The sequence below is a fragment of the Streptomyces odonnellii genome (assembly GCF_000981895.1).
Classification (GTDB): Bacteria; Actinomycetota; Actinomycetes; order Streptomycetales; family Streptomycetaceae; genus Streptomyces; species Streptomyces odonnellii.
The window spans coordinates 1-13,504 of sequence record NZ_LATD01000090.1 but is presented as its reverse complement, the minus strand read 5'-3'; the positions used below and the strand labels follow the sequence as shown (position 1 = coordinate 13,504).

The window sequence follows — 13,504 nt, the reverse complement described above, 5'->3', positions numbered from 1 at the left end:
GGCCGGGACCGCCCGCTGAAGCCCCGGCCGGTCCCGGCCCAACCGGTCCCTCACCCGTCGGCACCAGTGCCCGGCGCGCCCGCGCCGAAGGACTGAGGACACCGCCCGATCGACCGGTCGAGCTTCCGGACTTGACGGCGCCCATGCACACCGCGGGCATGGGTACCGTTCTGGGAGACAGGCCCGAACGGATGGAGCCCCAATGCCCTGCCGACCGCATGAGCACAGCAGGCCCGCCGCAGTCCGGGGGACGCGCTGATGCTGGAGGAATCGGAAGAGATCGGCCGGCGCGTACGCCGGGCGCGCCTGCGCCTCGGGATGCCGCAGGCAGACCTGGCTTCAGACCTCGGGAAGTCTCAGGGCTGGGTGTCCAAGATGGAGCGCGGGCAGATCGAGATAGACCGAGTGGGGCTGCTCAACCTCATTGCCGCCAAGCTGCACGTACACCCCAACGACCTGATCGGCCGCCCATATACGAGCAGTCCGGCGGAGAACCAGTGGCAGGTCGCCGCGGCGTCAATCCTGCGCGAGCTGCGCCGCTACGACCTCACACCCGTGTTCGACGGCACCCCTCGGCCGTCCGGTGAGCTGTGGCGGTACATGACCGGACTGCACCGCCTACGGGACGCCGCAGCCAGCATCGCGATCCTGCGCGCCTTGCCCGACGTGCTGCGCGAGGCCCAGACATCGCCGACTGCTCGCAGTGCCATGCCAACTGCCACAACAGTCCGAAGCACGCTTGACGAAACAGTCCTGCGGCCGGTCCCCGTCTTGTGCCACGCTGTGGCCGAGCCGGGGACCGGCTTCCGTTCTGCGCGAGGAGAGACGCGGGTGGACCGCACCGCATGGCATGAACTGCCGCCCGCGGCCCAGGAAGCCGTAGAGAAGCACACCGGGCGCGTGGACCACGCGGAGACCGCGGGAAGCGGTGTGATGTCACGCCTCGCCTGCACCCTGCACACCGCCCTGGGGCGCGCGTTCGTCAAAGGGACCCGCCTCGACGACGAGACAGCGTGGATGTACGACTACGAGGCGCGGGTCACGAGGTGCGCGCCGCGCGCTCCCCGTCTGCTCTGGCAGGTGGAGGCGGGAGGCTGGCTGCTCATCGGGTACGAGTTCGTCGACGGCCGCCACCCCGACCTCGCCCCCGGCTCGGCCGACCTTGCCCCGCTGGTCGCCACTCTCACCGCTCTGTCGGCCGCCTCATGGCCCGCGACGGTCCGTAAGAAGCCGCTGCATGTGCGGTGGCGCGGCTTCTTCCCTGCCGACCGCACGCCCGACCTCGAAGGCGGCGCATTGGTTCATACGGACGTGTCCGCGTTGAACATGGTCGCCACCCCCGATGGCATTCACCTGCTGGACTGGGCACTCGCATGCCCTGGGCCGAACTGGGCCGATACCGCGTTCGCGGTCGTTCGGCTCATCCACGCCGGGCACACCCCGGAGCAGGCCGAGGAGGTCGCCCGCGAGGTTCCGGCCTACCGTGCCGCCGCCTCCTCCGCGGTCAGCACCTTCGCACACGCCCTGTACGCCGTCTGGGAAAACAGAGAGAGAACAGACCCGCTGCCGCACCGCGCCGCACTGACCGCGGCCGCTCGGTCCTGGGCCATGTCCCGGGAGCCGGCCAGGGCGTGAGGTGAGGCGGATACCAGGCCTCTGCCAAGTCCGGACGCGGCTCGACGGGGCGGCCTGATCAGCACGTCCTGATCAGGGCAACTTCGGCCGGAAGCCGAAGTGGTGCCGTTCATCGACCGGGCGGAACCCTCATCCGTGGCGGCGGTGCCCGGCGCGCCCGCGCCGAAGGACCGAGGGCATCGCCCGATCGACCGGTCAGCTTTCGGCCGGCTGATTCCCGCGAGAAGGCGTGGTGAGGCTCTCGGTGGCGTCTCAGGTTCACCGCACCACCGACAGGAGAGCCCCTGCCCGTGGACTCGCCACCCGCCCCGTCATCGTCAGGGTGCTCGCCCGCTGGGGACACATCGCGCTGGCGCTGGTTCTGATCGCCATCGGACTGCTCATCCTGATCGAGGGTGGCGCCTTCTGCTTGTGACCAGGCGCGAATGCCGGGTTCCGTGACCCGCCCGACGGATCCATGTCCTCGCTGGGCCGCAGGGCGCTATGGGTTCTCGTTGATGGACGGGAGGCGCCGGACGGCCCTCTTCCCAGGAATCACCGGATGCCGTGCTACTCGCCGATGGGATACTCGATGCACGAGAGGCCCGGTCTGACGAGGGCGGTGTCGTGAATCAGCCACTTTTCAGCTTCACTTCGCACGCAACTGGTGGCATACGCAAGAGTAGGGTCACCATTGGTGACTAGGAGGTTGCGTTGAGTGATCACAAGAAGCCGGATCCGCCGCTGGAAGACGGCACTCCTCCGCCGGACAACGCCGACGGCCAGGTACCTCCGCCGCCCCCGCCGAACGGCACACACCGAAAGTAGAAACCGTGACCGAGTTCGCCGAGCGGCGCCGGCGTCTCGCGGACGCGATGGAGGCCGCCGGCAGTTGGCCCGACCGGTCCCCGTGGACCCGTCAGGCCGTCCATGCCCTACCCCGTCACCACTTCGCTCCTGAGCGGCTGTGGGTCTGGGACGGGAAAGCCTACGCCGCCGTCGATCGCCGACGGCACCCGGAACAGTGGGCCGACCTTGTGTACGCGGGACCGCACGACCCGGCCATCACTCAGCTCACCGCCGGTCGGCCCTCCTCCAGCATGAGCGCACCGTCGATCGTGGTCGACATGCTCGACTCCCTCATGCTGGAAGAAGGCCACCGCGTCCTGGAACTGGGCACCGGCACGGGATGGAACGCCGGGTTGCTCGCCTGGCGCGTCGGCGGCGGACAGCGAGTCGTCAGTGTGGAGTTCGACGCCGCTCTCGCCGACCGAGCGCGGGCACGGCTGAAAGCCGCGGACCTCGAAGTGGCGGTCGCGGTCGGCGACGGTGCGCACGCCCGGCCCGGCGACGAGCCGTACGACCGGATAATCTCCACCTACGCCGTGGAGACGGTCCCGTGGGCCTGGGTGGCGTACGCCCGGCCCGGTGCCCGCATCGTCACTCCCTGGGGCCGACTCGGGCATGTGGCCCTCACCGTGGCGGCGGACGGCCGGTCGGCGAGCGGGTGGATGCAGGGGCTCGCGACGTTCATGCCTGCTGCGGGCGTCTCAGCCGGGCGTCGCCTGAAGGAGGTCCGCGGCGACGGCCCGCCCGACAGCGAACGCCCGTTGGGCCGGGACCTGCGACCGCTGCGACAGAACAGCAGCTTGCTGTTCGCCCTCCGTGTGGCGCTCCCCGACGTCCGGATCACCACGCGTGAAAAGGACGAAGGGGTGATCGCCTGGCTGCACGACGGGAAAGCGTCTTGGGCAACACTGTCCTCGACTGTCAGCGACGACATGGCCTACCAAGGAGGGCCGCGGCGGCTCGCCGACGAGGTCGACGCCGCCTGGGACTGGTGGCTCGCCCAGGACCAGCCCAGCCTGTACGAGTTCGGCATGACGGTGACACCGGACAGTCAGGTGGTCTGGGTACGCGACCCTGAGGCCGGCCCCTACTGGCCGGCAACCACGCCACCGGCGATTCCCGCCAAGTGAAGCCCCGAGCCCCTCATCCATTGGTAGGCCAACGGATGAGGGGGTTGGGCGGTCAGCCGGTCAAGCTCCCGGACTTGACGGCCGCGATGAACGACGACCAGTCGGTGGTACGGAAGCGGAGGCTCGGGCCGGTGGGGCGCTTGGAGTCGCGGACCGGGATGTCGGCGTACCCGTCCGCGACTTCGAGGCAGTCGTCTTGGTTCCCCGAGCTGTAACTGGACTTGCGCCATCCGACAGTGTGCATGGTCGTAGTCCTCCGGTTTCAGGCGGTCAGGCTGGCGTCCTTGATGGCCGTGATGAACGTCGACCAGTCGTTGGTCTGGAAGAGCAGGGCGGGACCGCCGGGGTTCTTGGAGTCCCGGACGGGGACGTTGGCGTATCCGTCCGCGACTTCGAGGCAGTCGCCGTTGCCGCCTCCGCTGTAGCTGGACTTGCGCCACCCGGCGAACTGCTCACTGCTGTTCATGCTCGTATTCCTCCGCTACGGCCCTGATCAGGGCGAGAGAATCTTTGTGCGACAGCGCATCGCCTAGTGCCAGATCGTAGGCCGCCTGACAACTGCTCACCAGGGCTGGCTGGTCCATCAAGTGCCCTGTGTACAAGCCTTCGACGTACGCGATCGGTGGGGCGTCCTCGAAGTTCATCAGGTACAGCATGCTCTCGGCCAGGGCGTGTTCACCCGCCTCGAACGTCAGAACATGCAGCCGCAGCCGCCCGGCCTCCCCCATCTCCTCGATCTTGCGGAGCTGCTCGGCCATGACCTGCGGACCGCCGACCTTGCGCCTGAGCGCTGCCTCGTCCAACAAGGTCCACACTACGGGCCCGTTGGGGCCTTTGAGTACCTCAGAGCGCTCGATGCGGTTGACGACGAGCCGGTTCAGGTCCTCTGCCCAGTAGTTCGGCCGCCACGAACGGAAGATCGCTTGCGCGTACGCCTTTGTCTGGAGGATGCCCGGGATGAGCGCCGAACCGTAATGGCGGATCTCCGACGCTTGCCGTTCCAACTCCGCCACCGCCGCGAAGTGATCGGCGTACTTGGAGTCGAGGTCCTTCAGCCACCTGGAGAAGAACCCGTCCGTACCGAGCGCGGCGTCGATGCGCTTCGCGTCGTCCGGGTTGGGAAGGCGGCGGCCCGCCTCGAAGTGGCTGATCAGGGTGGGCGAGCAGACCACGATCTCGCTCAACATCTCCTGAGTCATCTCCGCCGCTATCCGACGGAGCTTCAGTTCCTCGCCGTACTTCTGCCTAGGCGTACGAGGTGTCCTGGCCTTCGCCATGCCATCAACTCCTACATCTGAAGCGGGTGTTGTCAACCCCCTACTACTGGCCACCATAGCTGGACTCCTATCACTCTGTGAGGTGTTCGTCACAGAAAGCGAGCAAGGGTAGATGGAGGGCGCGTGACATGTGCGGGAACCGCAGGCCGGACCAAACCGATCGCAGCGTTGTGCTGCGGTGGAGCAGTCACCCGAGGTGCGTGGCGTTGGCGCGGTTGGAGTTGCGTAAGGCGCTGGCCGATTGGGGGCTGTCGGAGCTGGAGGATGCGGCGGTCCTGATCGTGTCTGAGCTGCTCAGCAATGCGAGTTTGCACGCCAGGGTGACTCCGGAGCAGGTCATCGAGACGCGCTATTTCCGCAGTGCGGGCGGGTTGCGGATTGAGGTGCACGACGGTTCGCCGGTCCGGCCGCAGCCGCGTACCCCGGATCCGGAGGCGCTGGATGGGCGGGGGCTGCTGCTGGTGGACGCTCTGGCGGACGAGTGGGGTGTGGCCGACCGGGCCGGGCCGGGGAAGATGATCTGGGCGTGCCTGTCCGTGCCGCTCGTGCGGCCCAGCGAGAAGGACCGCCCGTGAGCGCACCGCTGGGCAGGCATCCGGTCGTCCCGTACATCGCCTCCTGGTCCTCCGAGCATCAGCCGCCGGGTGTGCTGGTCGTCCGGGGCGGTGGGATCGCGTACGCCGACGAGGGGCCGTACGAGCGTGACGACATGGGTGTGCTGTGGAAGCGGATCGGGATCAGTCCGGGGAAGGGGCGTCCTGAGTTCGGGAACGTGCACTTCCTGCGGCAGCGCCGGGCGATGCGGAAGTTGCTGTGTCAGGTCTGCGGTGGGCCGTCGGACCGTACCGACGAGGGCACGCTGTGGGTCGTGGGTGAGGATGCGGATGAGCCGGAGCTGCACAAGCCCGGCTATGTCACTACGCATCCGCCGCTGTGCGTGCCGTGCGCGGTCATCTCGGTCGGGGCGTGCCCGCACTTACGCACGAGTTATGTGGCGCTGCGGGTGCGGACGTTCGTGGTGGCGGGGGTGCATGGGGCGCTGTATCAGCCGGGCGGGCTGTTCCCGGTGGCGTGCGACGCGGGCGGCGTGGCGTTCGAGAGCTGGCGGCTGGGCTGGGTGCTGGCAGGCCAACTGATCATGGAGCTGCTTGAGTTCACCGTCGTGGACCTGGAAGCGGAACATGTCGCGTACCTGAAACGGGCGGAAGCGCGATAGAGGGTGCTCGGGGGACGTCGGGACGAGTGTCTCGGTGGCCGTCGACGATCGCGACGGCCACGCCGTTCCCGATGATGACCCTCAGCCGATACACCGGACTCGGCCGCCGCCTCCAGCTCGGCTTCCGTGCGGGGAGCGGCGGCCTGGGCGTCGGTGTCGGGGACCGGCACCCGGTGCTGCTCGGACATCGGGGTGGCTCGGGTTGACGGAGCTTGTTGCATGTACAACACTGGACGTGTGAGTGCTGGTGCTTCTTCCATCGACGAGATCGTGCGTGACTGTCTGGCGGTGCGTGTCCGGCTGATCGGCCGGGCCGTCACGAGCCTCTACGACGGCGCCCTCGGCGGTCATGGGTTGACAATTGCCCAGGTCAACCTGTTGGCGGCGCTGGGCAAGGCCGGTCCGTGTCCACCGTCGAAGCTGGGCGAAGTGCTGCAACTGGAGAGGTCCACGGTCAGCCGGAATGTAAATCTCCTGCTGAACCGGGGCTGGATCGAGGCCCTGTCGTCCGATGCGAAAGGGATACGGGAGATCGCGCTCACCCGCGCCGGGCGGGCCAAGATCGAGTCCGTGATGCCGGAGTGGCGGGAGGCCCAGCGGCAGGCCGCGCGGCTTCTCGGGACGACGGGCGTGGACGCGGTCCAGGGAATCGCGGGCGGTATGGGGTACGCGCCGGACGCCTAGGCCTTGCCGGCCGGGCGGCTCGGGCGGATCGGCTCGGGCGGGTCCCGGCGGCACATGTCGCACTGCATGTTGTATATACATCACGAAAGGGAAGTCGTCGTGAACGCGTTCTTTGCGAACAAGGTGGTGCTGGTCACGGGCGCATCGCGAGGAATCGGCAGAGCCGTCGCGCTGGCGTTCGCGCGGGAAGGAGCGCGGCTCGTTCTCGCGGCCCGCTCGGTGGAGCGGCTTGCCCAGGTGGAGAACGAGGTTCGCGATCTGGGCGCGGAAGTGCTGTCGGTGCCGACCGACGTGACCTCGCACGACGCTGTGGCGGCCCTGGTGGACGCGGCGGTGGACCGATTCGGCGGGATCGATGTGCTGGTGAACAACGCCGGAATCGGGAAGGTGGGCGGTGTTGAATCGGCGGCGTTCGAAAAGGACGTCCATCAGACACTCCAGGCGAGCCTTTTCGGGATGATCGACGTGACGCGACGCGCGCTCCCGATCCTGCGGCGACAGGGCTCGGGCACGATCGTCAACATGTCGTCCGTGATGGGGCGCAAGGCGTTCGCCCGGTTCGGCTCGTACGCGATCGTGATGCACGCGGTCTCCGCGTTCTCGGACAGCCTTCGCCAGGAGGTGTCCGACGCCGGTATCCGGGTCGTGGCGATCCACCCGGCGCTCACCGCCACCGATCTGCTGAAGGAGGCGGCGGAAGCCGAGATGCCGCCCCCGTTCCGGCACATGACTCCGCTCTCGTCAGACGACGTCGCGCGAGCCGTGGTGGCCGCGGTCCGGCGCGGGAGGCGACGTGTCGTACTGCCCCGAACGGCCAACATGCTGCTGCTCGGCGAGGCACTGTCCCCTCGCATCGGCGACTTGATCGCCACCGCCCTGACGGTACGGCCCGTCGCCCGAGCGCTCGGCATGAGCCGCGGGAAGACGTACCACGAAACGATCGTGAGCCACCCAGGCCTGTAGGGACCGCGTAGCGGCGGGACCGGCTCGTGGGGGAGTTCGGGGAGGTCCGGTGGGACCGGGCTTGGTTAATCTGCACGGGTGACCACCGACCTGACCCTGCTGCCGCGTGTCGCCTATCGCGGACAGGAGGTCACCGCGCCCCGGCTCCGCGGGCTCCTCGCGCTGCTCGCGGGGGCCTTGCGTACGGGGTGCGGTACCGAGCGGCTGGTGGCGGGGCTGTGGCCGGACGAGTTGCCGGAGCGGCCCGGGAAGGCGCTACAGGTCCTGGTGTCCAGGGCCCGTACGCAACTGGGTGCCGACGTCATCGTGAGCACGCCGACCGGATACCGGCTCGCACTCGCCGAGGACCAGGTCGACAGCTCCGCCCTGCTGCTGCACGCCGCGGCGGGCGCGGACCGGGCCAGGGCCGGGGACCACGCGGGATCGCTGGCCGAGGCCGAGGCCGGGCTCGCGCTGTGGGAGGGGACCCCGGACGGGGACGGCGACCCCGGCGACCCGGTGGCCGCGTTGCGCGCCGAGCGCGCCCCCGTCCGCGGCACGCTCGTACGCGCGCGGGCGCTCGCGCTCGCCCGGCTGGGGCGGCACGCGGAGGCAGCCGGGCCGCTGGCCGTGGCCGCCTCGGAGCATCCGCGCGACGAGGAAGTGCTCGCCGAACTGCTGCGCGGCGAGGCGGCCACGGCGGGCCCGTCCGCCGCGCTGACGCGGTACGAGGCGTACCGCCGTGAGCTGCGCGACCAGCTCGGTACGGACCCGGGCGCCGGACTCAAGGCCGTACAGCGGGAGTTGCTCCGCGGCGAGTCGCCGGTGGTCAGGCACGGTGTGCCGCACGAGCCGAACCCGCTCCTCGGCCGGGACGAGGACATCGCGGCGGTGGAGCGGCTGCTGCGCGCGTCGCGCGCCGTCACCGTCGTCGGTCCCGGCGGCCTCGGCAAGACCCGGCTCGCGCACGCCGTCAGCCGCCGGGCCGAGCAGCGCGTGGTGTATTTCGTGCCGCTCGCGGGCGTCACCGCGGACGAGGACGTGGCCGCGGAGGTGGCCTCCGCGCTCGGCGCGGGCGAGGGACGGCCCGGTGCCATGAGCGGCCACGCCCCGGCCGACCCGGTGTCCGGAATCCTCGCTGTGCTCGGCTCCGGGCCCGCGCTGCTGGTCCTGGACAACTGCGAGCAGGTCGTCCGGGGCGCCGCCGCCCTCGTACAGGCCCTGGTCTCGTCCTCCGAGGACCTGCGGGTGCTCGCCACCAGCCGGGCCCCGCTGGGCCTCACGTCCGAGGCCGTGTACGCGCTGCCGGAGCTGGGTCCCGACACCTCCGTCGAACTGTTCACCCAGCGGGCCCGGGCCGCCCGGCCCGGTGTGGAGCTGCCGCCGGACGCGGTGGCCGAGCTGTGCCGGCACCTCGACGGGCTGCCGCTCGCCGTGGAACTGGCCGCGGCGCGGGTGCGGGTGCTTTCGGTGCCGGAGATAGCCCGCCGCCTCGCCGACCGGTTCGCGCTGCTGCGCGGCGGGGTGCGGGGCGTGCCGGAGCGCCACCGCACGCTGCACGCGGTCGTGGAGTGGAGCTGGAACCTGCTCGCGGAGGACGCCCGGGCGGCGCTGCGCACGCTGTCCGTCTTCCCCGGCGGCTTCTCGGGCGAAGCGGCGGAGCGGGTCCTCGGCGAGGACGCGCTGCTTCTGCTGGAGCAGTTGGCCGGTCAGTCGCTGCTCACCGTCGCCGACACCCCGGCCGGCGTGCGGTTCCGGATGCTGGAGACCGTACGGGAGTTCAGCGCGGCGCGGCGCGCGGAGGCGGGCGAGGACGAGGCGGCCGTCGGCCGATTCCTCACCTGGGCACGGGACTTCGCGGTCGCGTACCACGACGCGTTGTTCAGCCCGGAACCCCTGGCGGCCTGGGAGCGCATCAAGGCCGAGCAGGACAACCTCGTACTGGCCCTGCGGCAGGCCCTGGCCCGTACCGACGGACCCACGATCGCCGCCGTCACCGCCGTCCTCGCCACACTGTGGTCCACCGACTCCAACTTCCCCCGCCTCGCCGCGCTCGCCGCCGACACCGGCCCGGCGCTGTCGCACTACCGCCCCGAGCCCGAATACGTCGAAGTCACCCGAGCCGCCGCGGTGTTGTGCACGGCGGGCCTGTTCATGGGCCACGGCCCACGCGCCGTACGGCAGCTCGTCACCCTGCGCAGGCTGCCCGCGGCCCCGCCGGACACGCTGCTGCGCGCCACGGGTGTGGTGGTGAGCGCCATCCCCGAGATGCTGCCTCCCGACTACGGCGTGCTGCGGGGGCTCTGCGACAGCGGGCAGCCGCTGGTCGCCGGCATCGCCGAGTCCATCGCCACCTACGTCTGGGAGTACGAGCACGACATCGACCGCGCGCTCGCCTCGGCCCGCCGGGTGATCACCGAACTGGCCCCGGCCGACAATCCGTCCGCGCAGCTCATGGGGCATTCCCGGCTGAGCGAGCTGTACTTGCGGCTGGGGCGGGGCGAGGAGGCGTACGGACACCTCAAGGCGGTGCTCAAGGTGCTGCCACGGCTCAACGACGGGCACGACTACATCTTCATCCGCTCCTCCCTCGTCCTCGCCTGCCTTCAGCGCGGCGACCCCGACGAGGCCGAGTACTGGCTGCGGCGGGCGGAGAGCGACAACCCGCCGCGGCAGGACGACTTCTACCGGCCCGATCTCGGCGGGCGCGCCGAGATCGCGCTCGCCCGTGGCCTGACGGAGGTCGGGCTCGGCCTGTGGCGCGGCGAGGTGGAGCGCGTGCTCGCGGCCGGCTCGACGCGCGGCGGCGACGCCCTGCTCGACCCGTGGCCGTACTTGACCCAGTCGGTGGCGGTGACGGCACACGCGCACGCGGGGCGGCTCGGGCTGGTCGCGGACGTGGTCGAACGGCTGCGGCAGCGGCTGCGGACGCTGCTCGCCGAGCCGGTCGGCCCGCCCTCCGAACTTCCACTGTTCGGCACGATGCTGCATGCCCTCGGCATGGCGGGGCTCGCGTCCGGTGAGGCGGGTGCGGGTGCTGGTGCGGGTGACGGTGCGTGTGCCGGTGTTGATGCCGGTGCCGGTGCCGGTGCGTGTGCCGGTGTCGGTGCCGTACGGATGATCGCGCTGGCCGAACGGCTCGGGGCGCATCGGGACTTCCAGCCGACGATGTCGGCGGACCGCGCCAGGAAGGCGGTCGGGGCCACCGAACCGGCCGTCAGGGCGGCGTACGCCGACGCGGTGTCGGAGTACGCGGCCCTGGAGCGGGACGAGCTGCGTGCGGCAGCCCGCGCCGTCATGGCGGTTACTTCGGGTCGCGGTTGAACGAGGACGTCGACCAGCGGTAGCCGAGCGCGGCCAGTCCGACGCACCACACGACGGCGATCCACCAGTTGTCACCGATCTCGGTGCCGAGCAGCAGTCCGCGCAGGGTCTCGATGGCGGGGGTGAAGGGCTGGTACTCGGCGATCGGCTGGAACCAGCCCGGCATCGTGTCGGCCGGGATGAAGGCGCTGGAGATGAGCGGGAGGAGGATCAGCGGCTGTGCGCTGTTGGCGGCCGCCTCGGGGTTCGGGCTGGCCATGCCCATGCCGACCGCGATCCAGGTGAGCGCCAGGGAGAACAGGACGAGCAGTCCGAACGCCGCCAGCCACTCCAGCGCCGTCGCGTCGGTGGAGCGGAAGCCGATGGCCATGGCGACGGCGCCGACGAGGACCACGCTGGCGACGCACTGGAGCACGCTGCCGACGACATGCCCGATGAGCACGGACCCGCGGTGGATCGCCAGCGTACGGAAGCGGGCGATGATGCCCTCGGTCATGTCGGTGGCGACGGACACCGCGGCCCCGATCACGGTGCCGCCGATGGTCATCATCAGGATGCCGGGGACGATGTAGGCGATGTACTCGGAGCGGTCGGCGCCGCCGCCGGCGATGCCCGCGCTCATCACGTCGCCGAAGATGTAGACGAAGAGCAGCAGAAGCATGATCGGCGTGAGCAGCAGGTTCAGGGTGAGGGACGGGTAGCGGCGCGCGTGCAGCAGGTTGCGGCGCAGCATGGTGTTCGAGTCGCGGACGGCGAGGGAGAGGGCGTTCATCGGAGGGTCTCCTTGGTGGACTGGTCGGGGAGGCTGACGCTGCTGGTCTTGGCGCCGTCGGACTTGGTGCTGCCGGTCGTGGTGCTGCCGTTCTTGGCGCCGTCCGTCTTGGTGCTGCTGGTCTTGGTGCCGCCGGTCAGGGCGAAGAACACGTCGTCGAGGTCGGGGGTGTGCACGGTCAGCTCGTCCGCCTCGATGCCGGCCGAGTCCAGCCAGTCGAGGATGGAGCGCAGCTCGCGCTGGCTGCCGTCGCTGGGGATCTGAAGCGTCAGCGCCTCGTCGTCCCGGGTGACCTCGCGCAGGGCGACGGCGGCGGACCGGTACGCGTCCGGGTCGGTGAAGCGGAGCCGGACGTGTCCGCCCGGGATGAGCCGCTTCAGCTCGTCGGCGGTGCCCGTGGCGGCGATCCTGCCGTTGTCGAGCACGGCGATGCGGTCGGCGAGTTCGTCCGCCTCTTCCAGGTACTGGGTGGTGAGGAAGACAGTGACGCCGTCGGAGACCAGCTCGCGGATGATCCCCCACATGTTGTGGCGGCTGCGCGGGTCGAGACCGGTGGTCGGCTCGTCGAGGAAGATGATGCGCGGGTCGCCGACCAGCGTCATGGCGAGGTCGAGGCGGCGCTTCATGCCGCCGGAGTAGCTGGAGGCGGGCTTCTTCGCGGCCTCGGTGAGATCGAAGCGCTCCAGCAGCTCGGCGGCGGTACGGCGGCCCTCGGCGCGCGGGAGATGGTGCAGGTCCGCCATGAGGAGCATGTTCTCCTCGCCGGTGATCAGGCCGTCGACGGCGGAGAACTGCCCGGTGACGCCGATCGCCGCGCGTACGGCCTGCGGGTCGGCGGCCAGGTCGTGGCCGGCGACGTACAGGTCACCGGCGTCGGCGGTGACGAGGGTGGAGAGGATCTTGACGGCGGTGGTCTTGCCCGCGCCGTTCGGGCCGAGCAGGGAGAAGACGGTGCCGGCCGGTACCACCAGGTCGATGCCGTCGAGGACGGTCTTGTCCCCGTAGGCCTTGCGCAGCCCCTTGGCCGCGATGGCGGGTGAGTGCGATGTCGTTGTCGTCATGCCGCAGAGATTGCGGGAGGGCGCGTTCAGCGCGGTTTCACGACGGTTTCAGCGCTCTGGAACCGGACGGCGGAGGGCGATGATGTCGGGTCTGGGCGGTATGCCGGGTCCGCTGTCACGCGAACAGGTGAAAATAACACTACGTAGCGTGACGATTGCGCCTGGAGGTTACATCTCGGACGTAGCTGTGGAACTGGCCACGGCGACTTCCGATGAGGGATGAGGAGCGCCAAGTGAAGAAGCTGAAGAAGGCCGGCGTCGTGATCGCGATCGCCGGGAGCATTCTGGCCGCCGGGGGCGGGACCGCATTCGCCGACGCGGAAGCCGAAGCCATCGCGAAGGGGTCGCCGGGCGTCCTTTCGGGAAATGTCATCCAGGTCCCGATCGAGGTCCCGCTCAACCTGTGCGGCAACACGATCGACATCCTCGCCCTCCTCAACCCGGCAGCGGGCAACACCTGCGTCAACGCGGGCTGAAGCCCGACGGCTGAGCCACGAGGGCCGGTTCCGGGCGGGCGCGCTGGGACCGGCCCTTGCGCGTGGCGTGGCGTGGCGTGTCCGGGGCCGGTGTCCGGGGCAGGGCCGGGCGCTGCGACGATGCGTGAGCCCGCTCGGCTCAGCGGGGCGCGTCCGGGC

At 70.3% G+C, this 13,504-nt stretch carries 13 protein-coding genes and 1 pseudogene; 9 read left to right on the top strand and 5 right to left on the bottom strand.

The genetic code is table 11. From position 1 onward, the window contains the following. Window positions 1–258: 258 nt before the first annotated feature. The 3 genes and pseudogenes from WH07_RS42125 to WH07_RS10380 form a co-directional block, all read left to right on the top strand. A pseudogene (locus WH07_RS42125) lies at window positions 259–684 on the top strand (helix-turn-helix domain-containing protein); the annotation flags it as partial. A 1,195-nt stretch (window positions 685–1,879) separates the two neighbouring features. After that, a complete protein-coding gene (locus tag WH07_RS37375) occupies window positions 1,880–2,050 on the top strand; it encodes a hypothetical protein (RefSeq protein WP_232788806.1) in 171 nt (56 codons plus the stop codon). Window positions 2,051–2,447: 397 nt separating this feature from the next. After that, the gene (locus tag WH07_RS10380) at window positions 2,448–3,593 is read left to right on the top strand and encodes a methyltransferase domain-containing protein (RefSeq protein WP_232788805.1); all 1,146 of its coding nucleotides are present in this window, start codon (window positions 2,448–2,450) and stop codon (window positions 3,591–3,593) included. A gap of 52 nt (window positions 3,594–3,645) precedes the next feature. Here WH07_RS10380 and WH07_RS10375 read toward each other — a convergent pair whose 3' ends face one another. Genes WH07_RS10375 through WH07_RS10365 form a run of 3 tightly spaced genes read right to left on the bottom strand, consistent with a single transcriptional unit; the run spans window position 3,646 to window position 4,870 of the window. Continuing rightward, complete coding sequence (locus WH07_RS10375; RefSeq protein WP_046498396.1) at window positions 3,646–3,837, bottom strand: DUF397 domain-containing protein; 192 nt, start codon at window positions 3,835–3,837, stop codon at window positions 3,646–3,648. 18 nt (window positions 3,838–3,855) lie between these two features. Next, window positions 3,856–4,059 (bottom strand): DUF397 domain-containing protein, encoded by a 204-nt coding sequence (locus WH07_RS10370; protein ID WP_046498392.1) that lies wholly within the window; start codon window positions 4,057–4,059, stop codon window positions 3,856–3,858. Beyond that, window positions 4,046–4,870 (bottom strand): helix-turn-helix domain-containing protein, encoded by an 825-nt coding sequence (locus WH07_RS10365; protein ID WP_046498391.1) that lies wholly within the window; start codon window positions 4,868–4,870, stop codon window positions 4,046–4,048. Before WH07_RS10365 ends, WH07_RS10370 begins: the two co-directional genes overlap by 14 nt. Before the next feature lie 128 nt (window positions 4,871–4,998). Between WH07_RS10365 and WH07_RS10360 the strand changes: the two genes are divergently transcribed. The 5 genes from WH07_RS10360 to WH07_RS10340 all read left to right on the top strand — a co-directional run bounded on the left by WH07_RS10360 (window position 4,999) and on the right by WH07_RS10340 (window position 11,036). Continuing rightward, window positions 4,999–5,445: an ATP-binding protein gene (locus tag WH07_RS10360; protein ID WP_046498388.1), complete on the top strand. Its 447-nt coding sequence runs from the start codon at window positions 4,999–5,001 to the stop codon at window positions 5,443–5,445. Beyond that, a complete protein-coding gene (locus tag WH07_RS10355) occupies window positions 5,442–6,086 on the top strand; it encodes a hypothetical protein (RefSeq protein ID WP_046498384.1) in 645 nt (214 codons plus the stop codon). Before WH07_RS10360 ends, WH07_RS10355 begins: the two co-directional genes overlap by 4 nt. Window positions 6,087–6,323: 237 nt before the next feature. Further along, on the top strand, window positions 6,324–6,770 hold the full coding sequence (locus WH07_RS10350) for a MarR family winged helix-turn-helix transcriptional regulator (RefSeq protein WP_198533774.1): 447 nt from the start codon (window positions 6,324–6,326) through the stop codon (window positions 6,768–6,770). A 99-nt stretch (window positions 6,771–6,869) separates the two neighbouring features. Then, a complete protein-coding gene (locus WH07_RS10345) occupies window positions 6,870–7,733 on the top strand; it encodes an SDR family NAD(P)-dependent oxidoreductase (protein WP_052744318.1) in 864 nt (287 codons plus the stop codon). Window positions 7,734–7,811: 78 nt separating this feature from the next. Then, window positions 7,812–11,036, top strand: coding sequence for an ATP-binding protein (locus WH07_RS10340; RefSeq protein ID WP_046498379.1), 3,225 nt, complete (start codon window positions 7,812–7,814; stop codon window positions 11,034–11,036). On the opposite strand, the gene WH07_RS10335 is transcribed toward WH07_RS10340, so the two are convergent. Beyond that, the gene (locus WH07_RS10335; protein WP_046498376.1) at window positions 11,017–11,808 is read right to left on the bottom strand and encodes an ABC transporter permease; all 792 of its coding nucleotides are present in this window, start codon (window positions 11,806–11,808) and stop codon (window positions 11,017–11,019) included. The genes WH07_RS10340 and WH07_RS10335 overlap by 20 nt on opposite strands. Then, on the bottom strand, window positions 11,805–12,869 hold the full coding sequence (locus tag WH07_RS10330; RefSeq protein ID WP_079023120.1) for an ATP-binding cassette domain-containing protein: 1,065 nt from the start codon (window positions 12,867–12,869) through the stop codon (window positions 11,805–11,807). The genes WH07_RS10335 and WH07_RS10330 overlap by 4 nt, the downstream gene beginning before the upstream one ends. A 233-nt stretch (window positions 12,870–13,102) precedes the next feature. On the opposite strand from WH07_RS10330, the gene WH07_RS10325 reads away from it, so the two are divergent. Further along, a complete protein-coding gene (locus WH07_RS10325; RefSeq protein ID WP_046498373.1) occupies window positions 13,103–13,345 on the top strand; it encodes a chaplin in 243 nt (80 codons plus the stop codon). Window positions 13,346–13,504: the final 159 nt, after the last annotated feature.

Bases quoted from the DNA above. Each gene is read 5' to 3' on its own strand.
- WH07_RS10365 (WP_046498391.1), bottom strand. From the start codon at position 4,870: ATGGCGAAGGCCAGGACACCTCGTACGCCTAGGCAGAAGTACGGCGAG.
- WH07_RS10335 (WP_046498376.1), bottom strand. From the start codon at position 11,808: ATGAACGCCCTCTCCCTCGCCGTCCGCGACTCGAACACCATGCTGCGC.
- WH07_RS10375 (WP_046498396.1), bottom strand. From the start codon at position 3,837: ATGCACACTGTCGGATGGCGCAAGTCCAGTTACAGCTCGGGGAACCAA.
- WH07_RS10370 (WP_046498392.1), bottom strand. From the start codon at position 4,059: ATGAACAGCAGTGAGCAGTTCGCCGGGTGGCGCAAGTCCAGCTACAGC.
- WH07_RS10330 (WP_079023120.1), bottom strand. From the start codon at position 12,869: ATGACGACAACGACATCGCACTCACCCGCCATCGCGGCCAAGGGGCTG.
- WH07_RS10360 (WP_046498388.1), top strand. From the start codon at position 4,999: ATGTGCGGGAACCGCAGGCCGGACCAAACCGATCGCAGCGTTGTGCTG.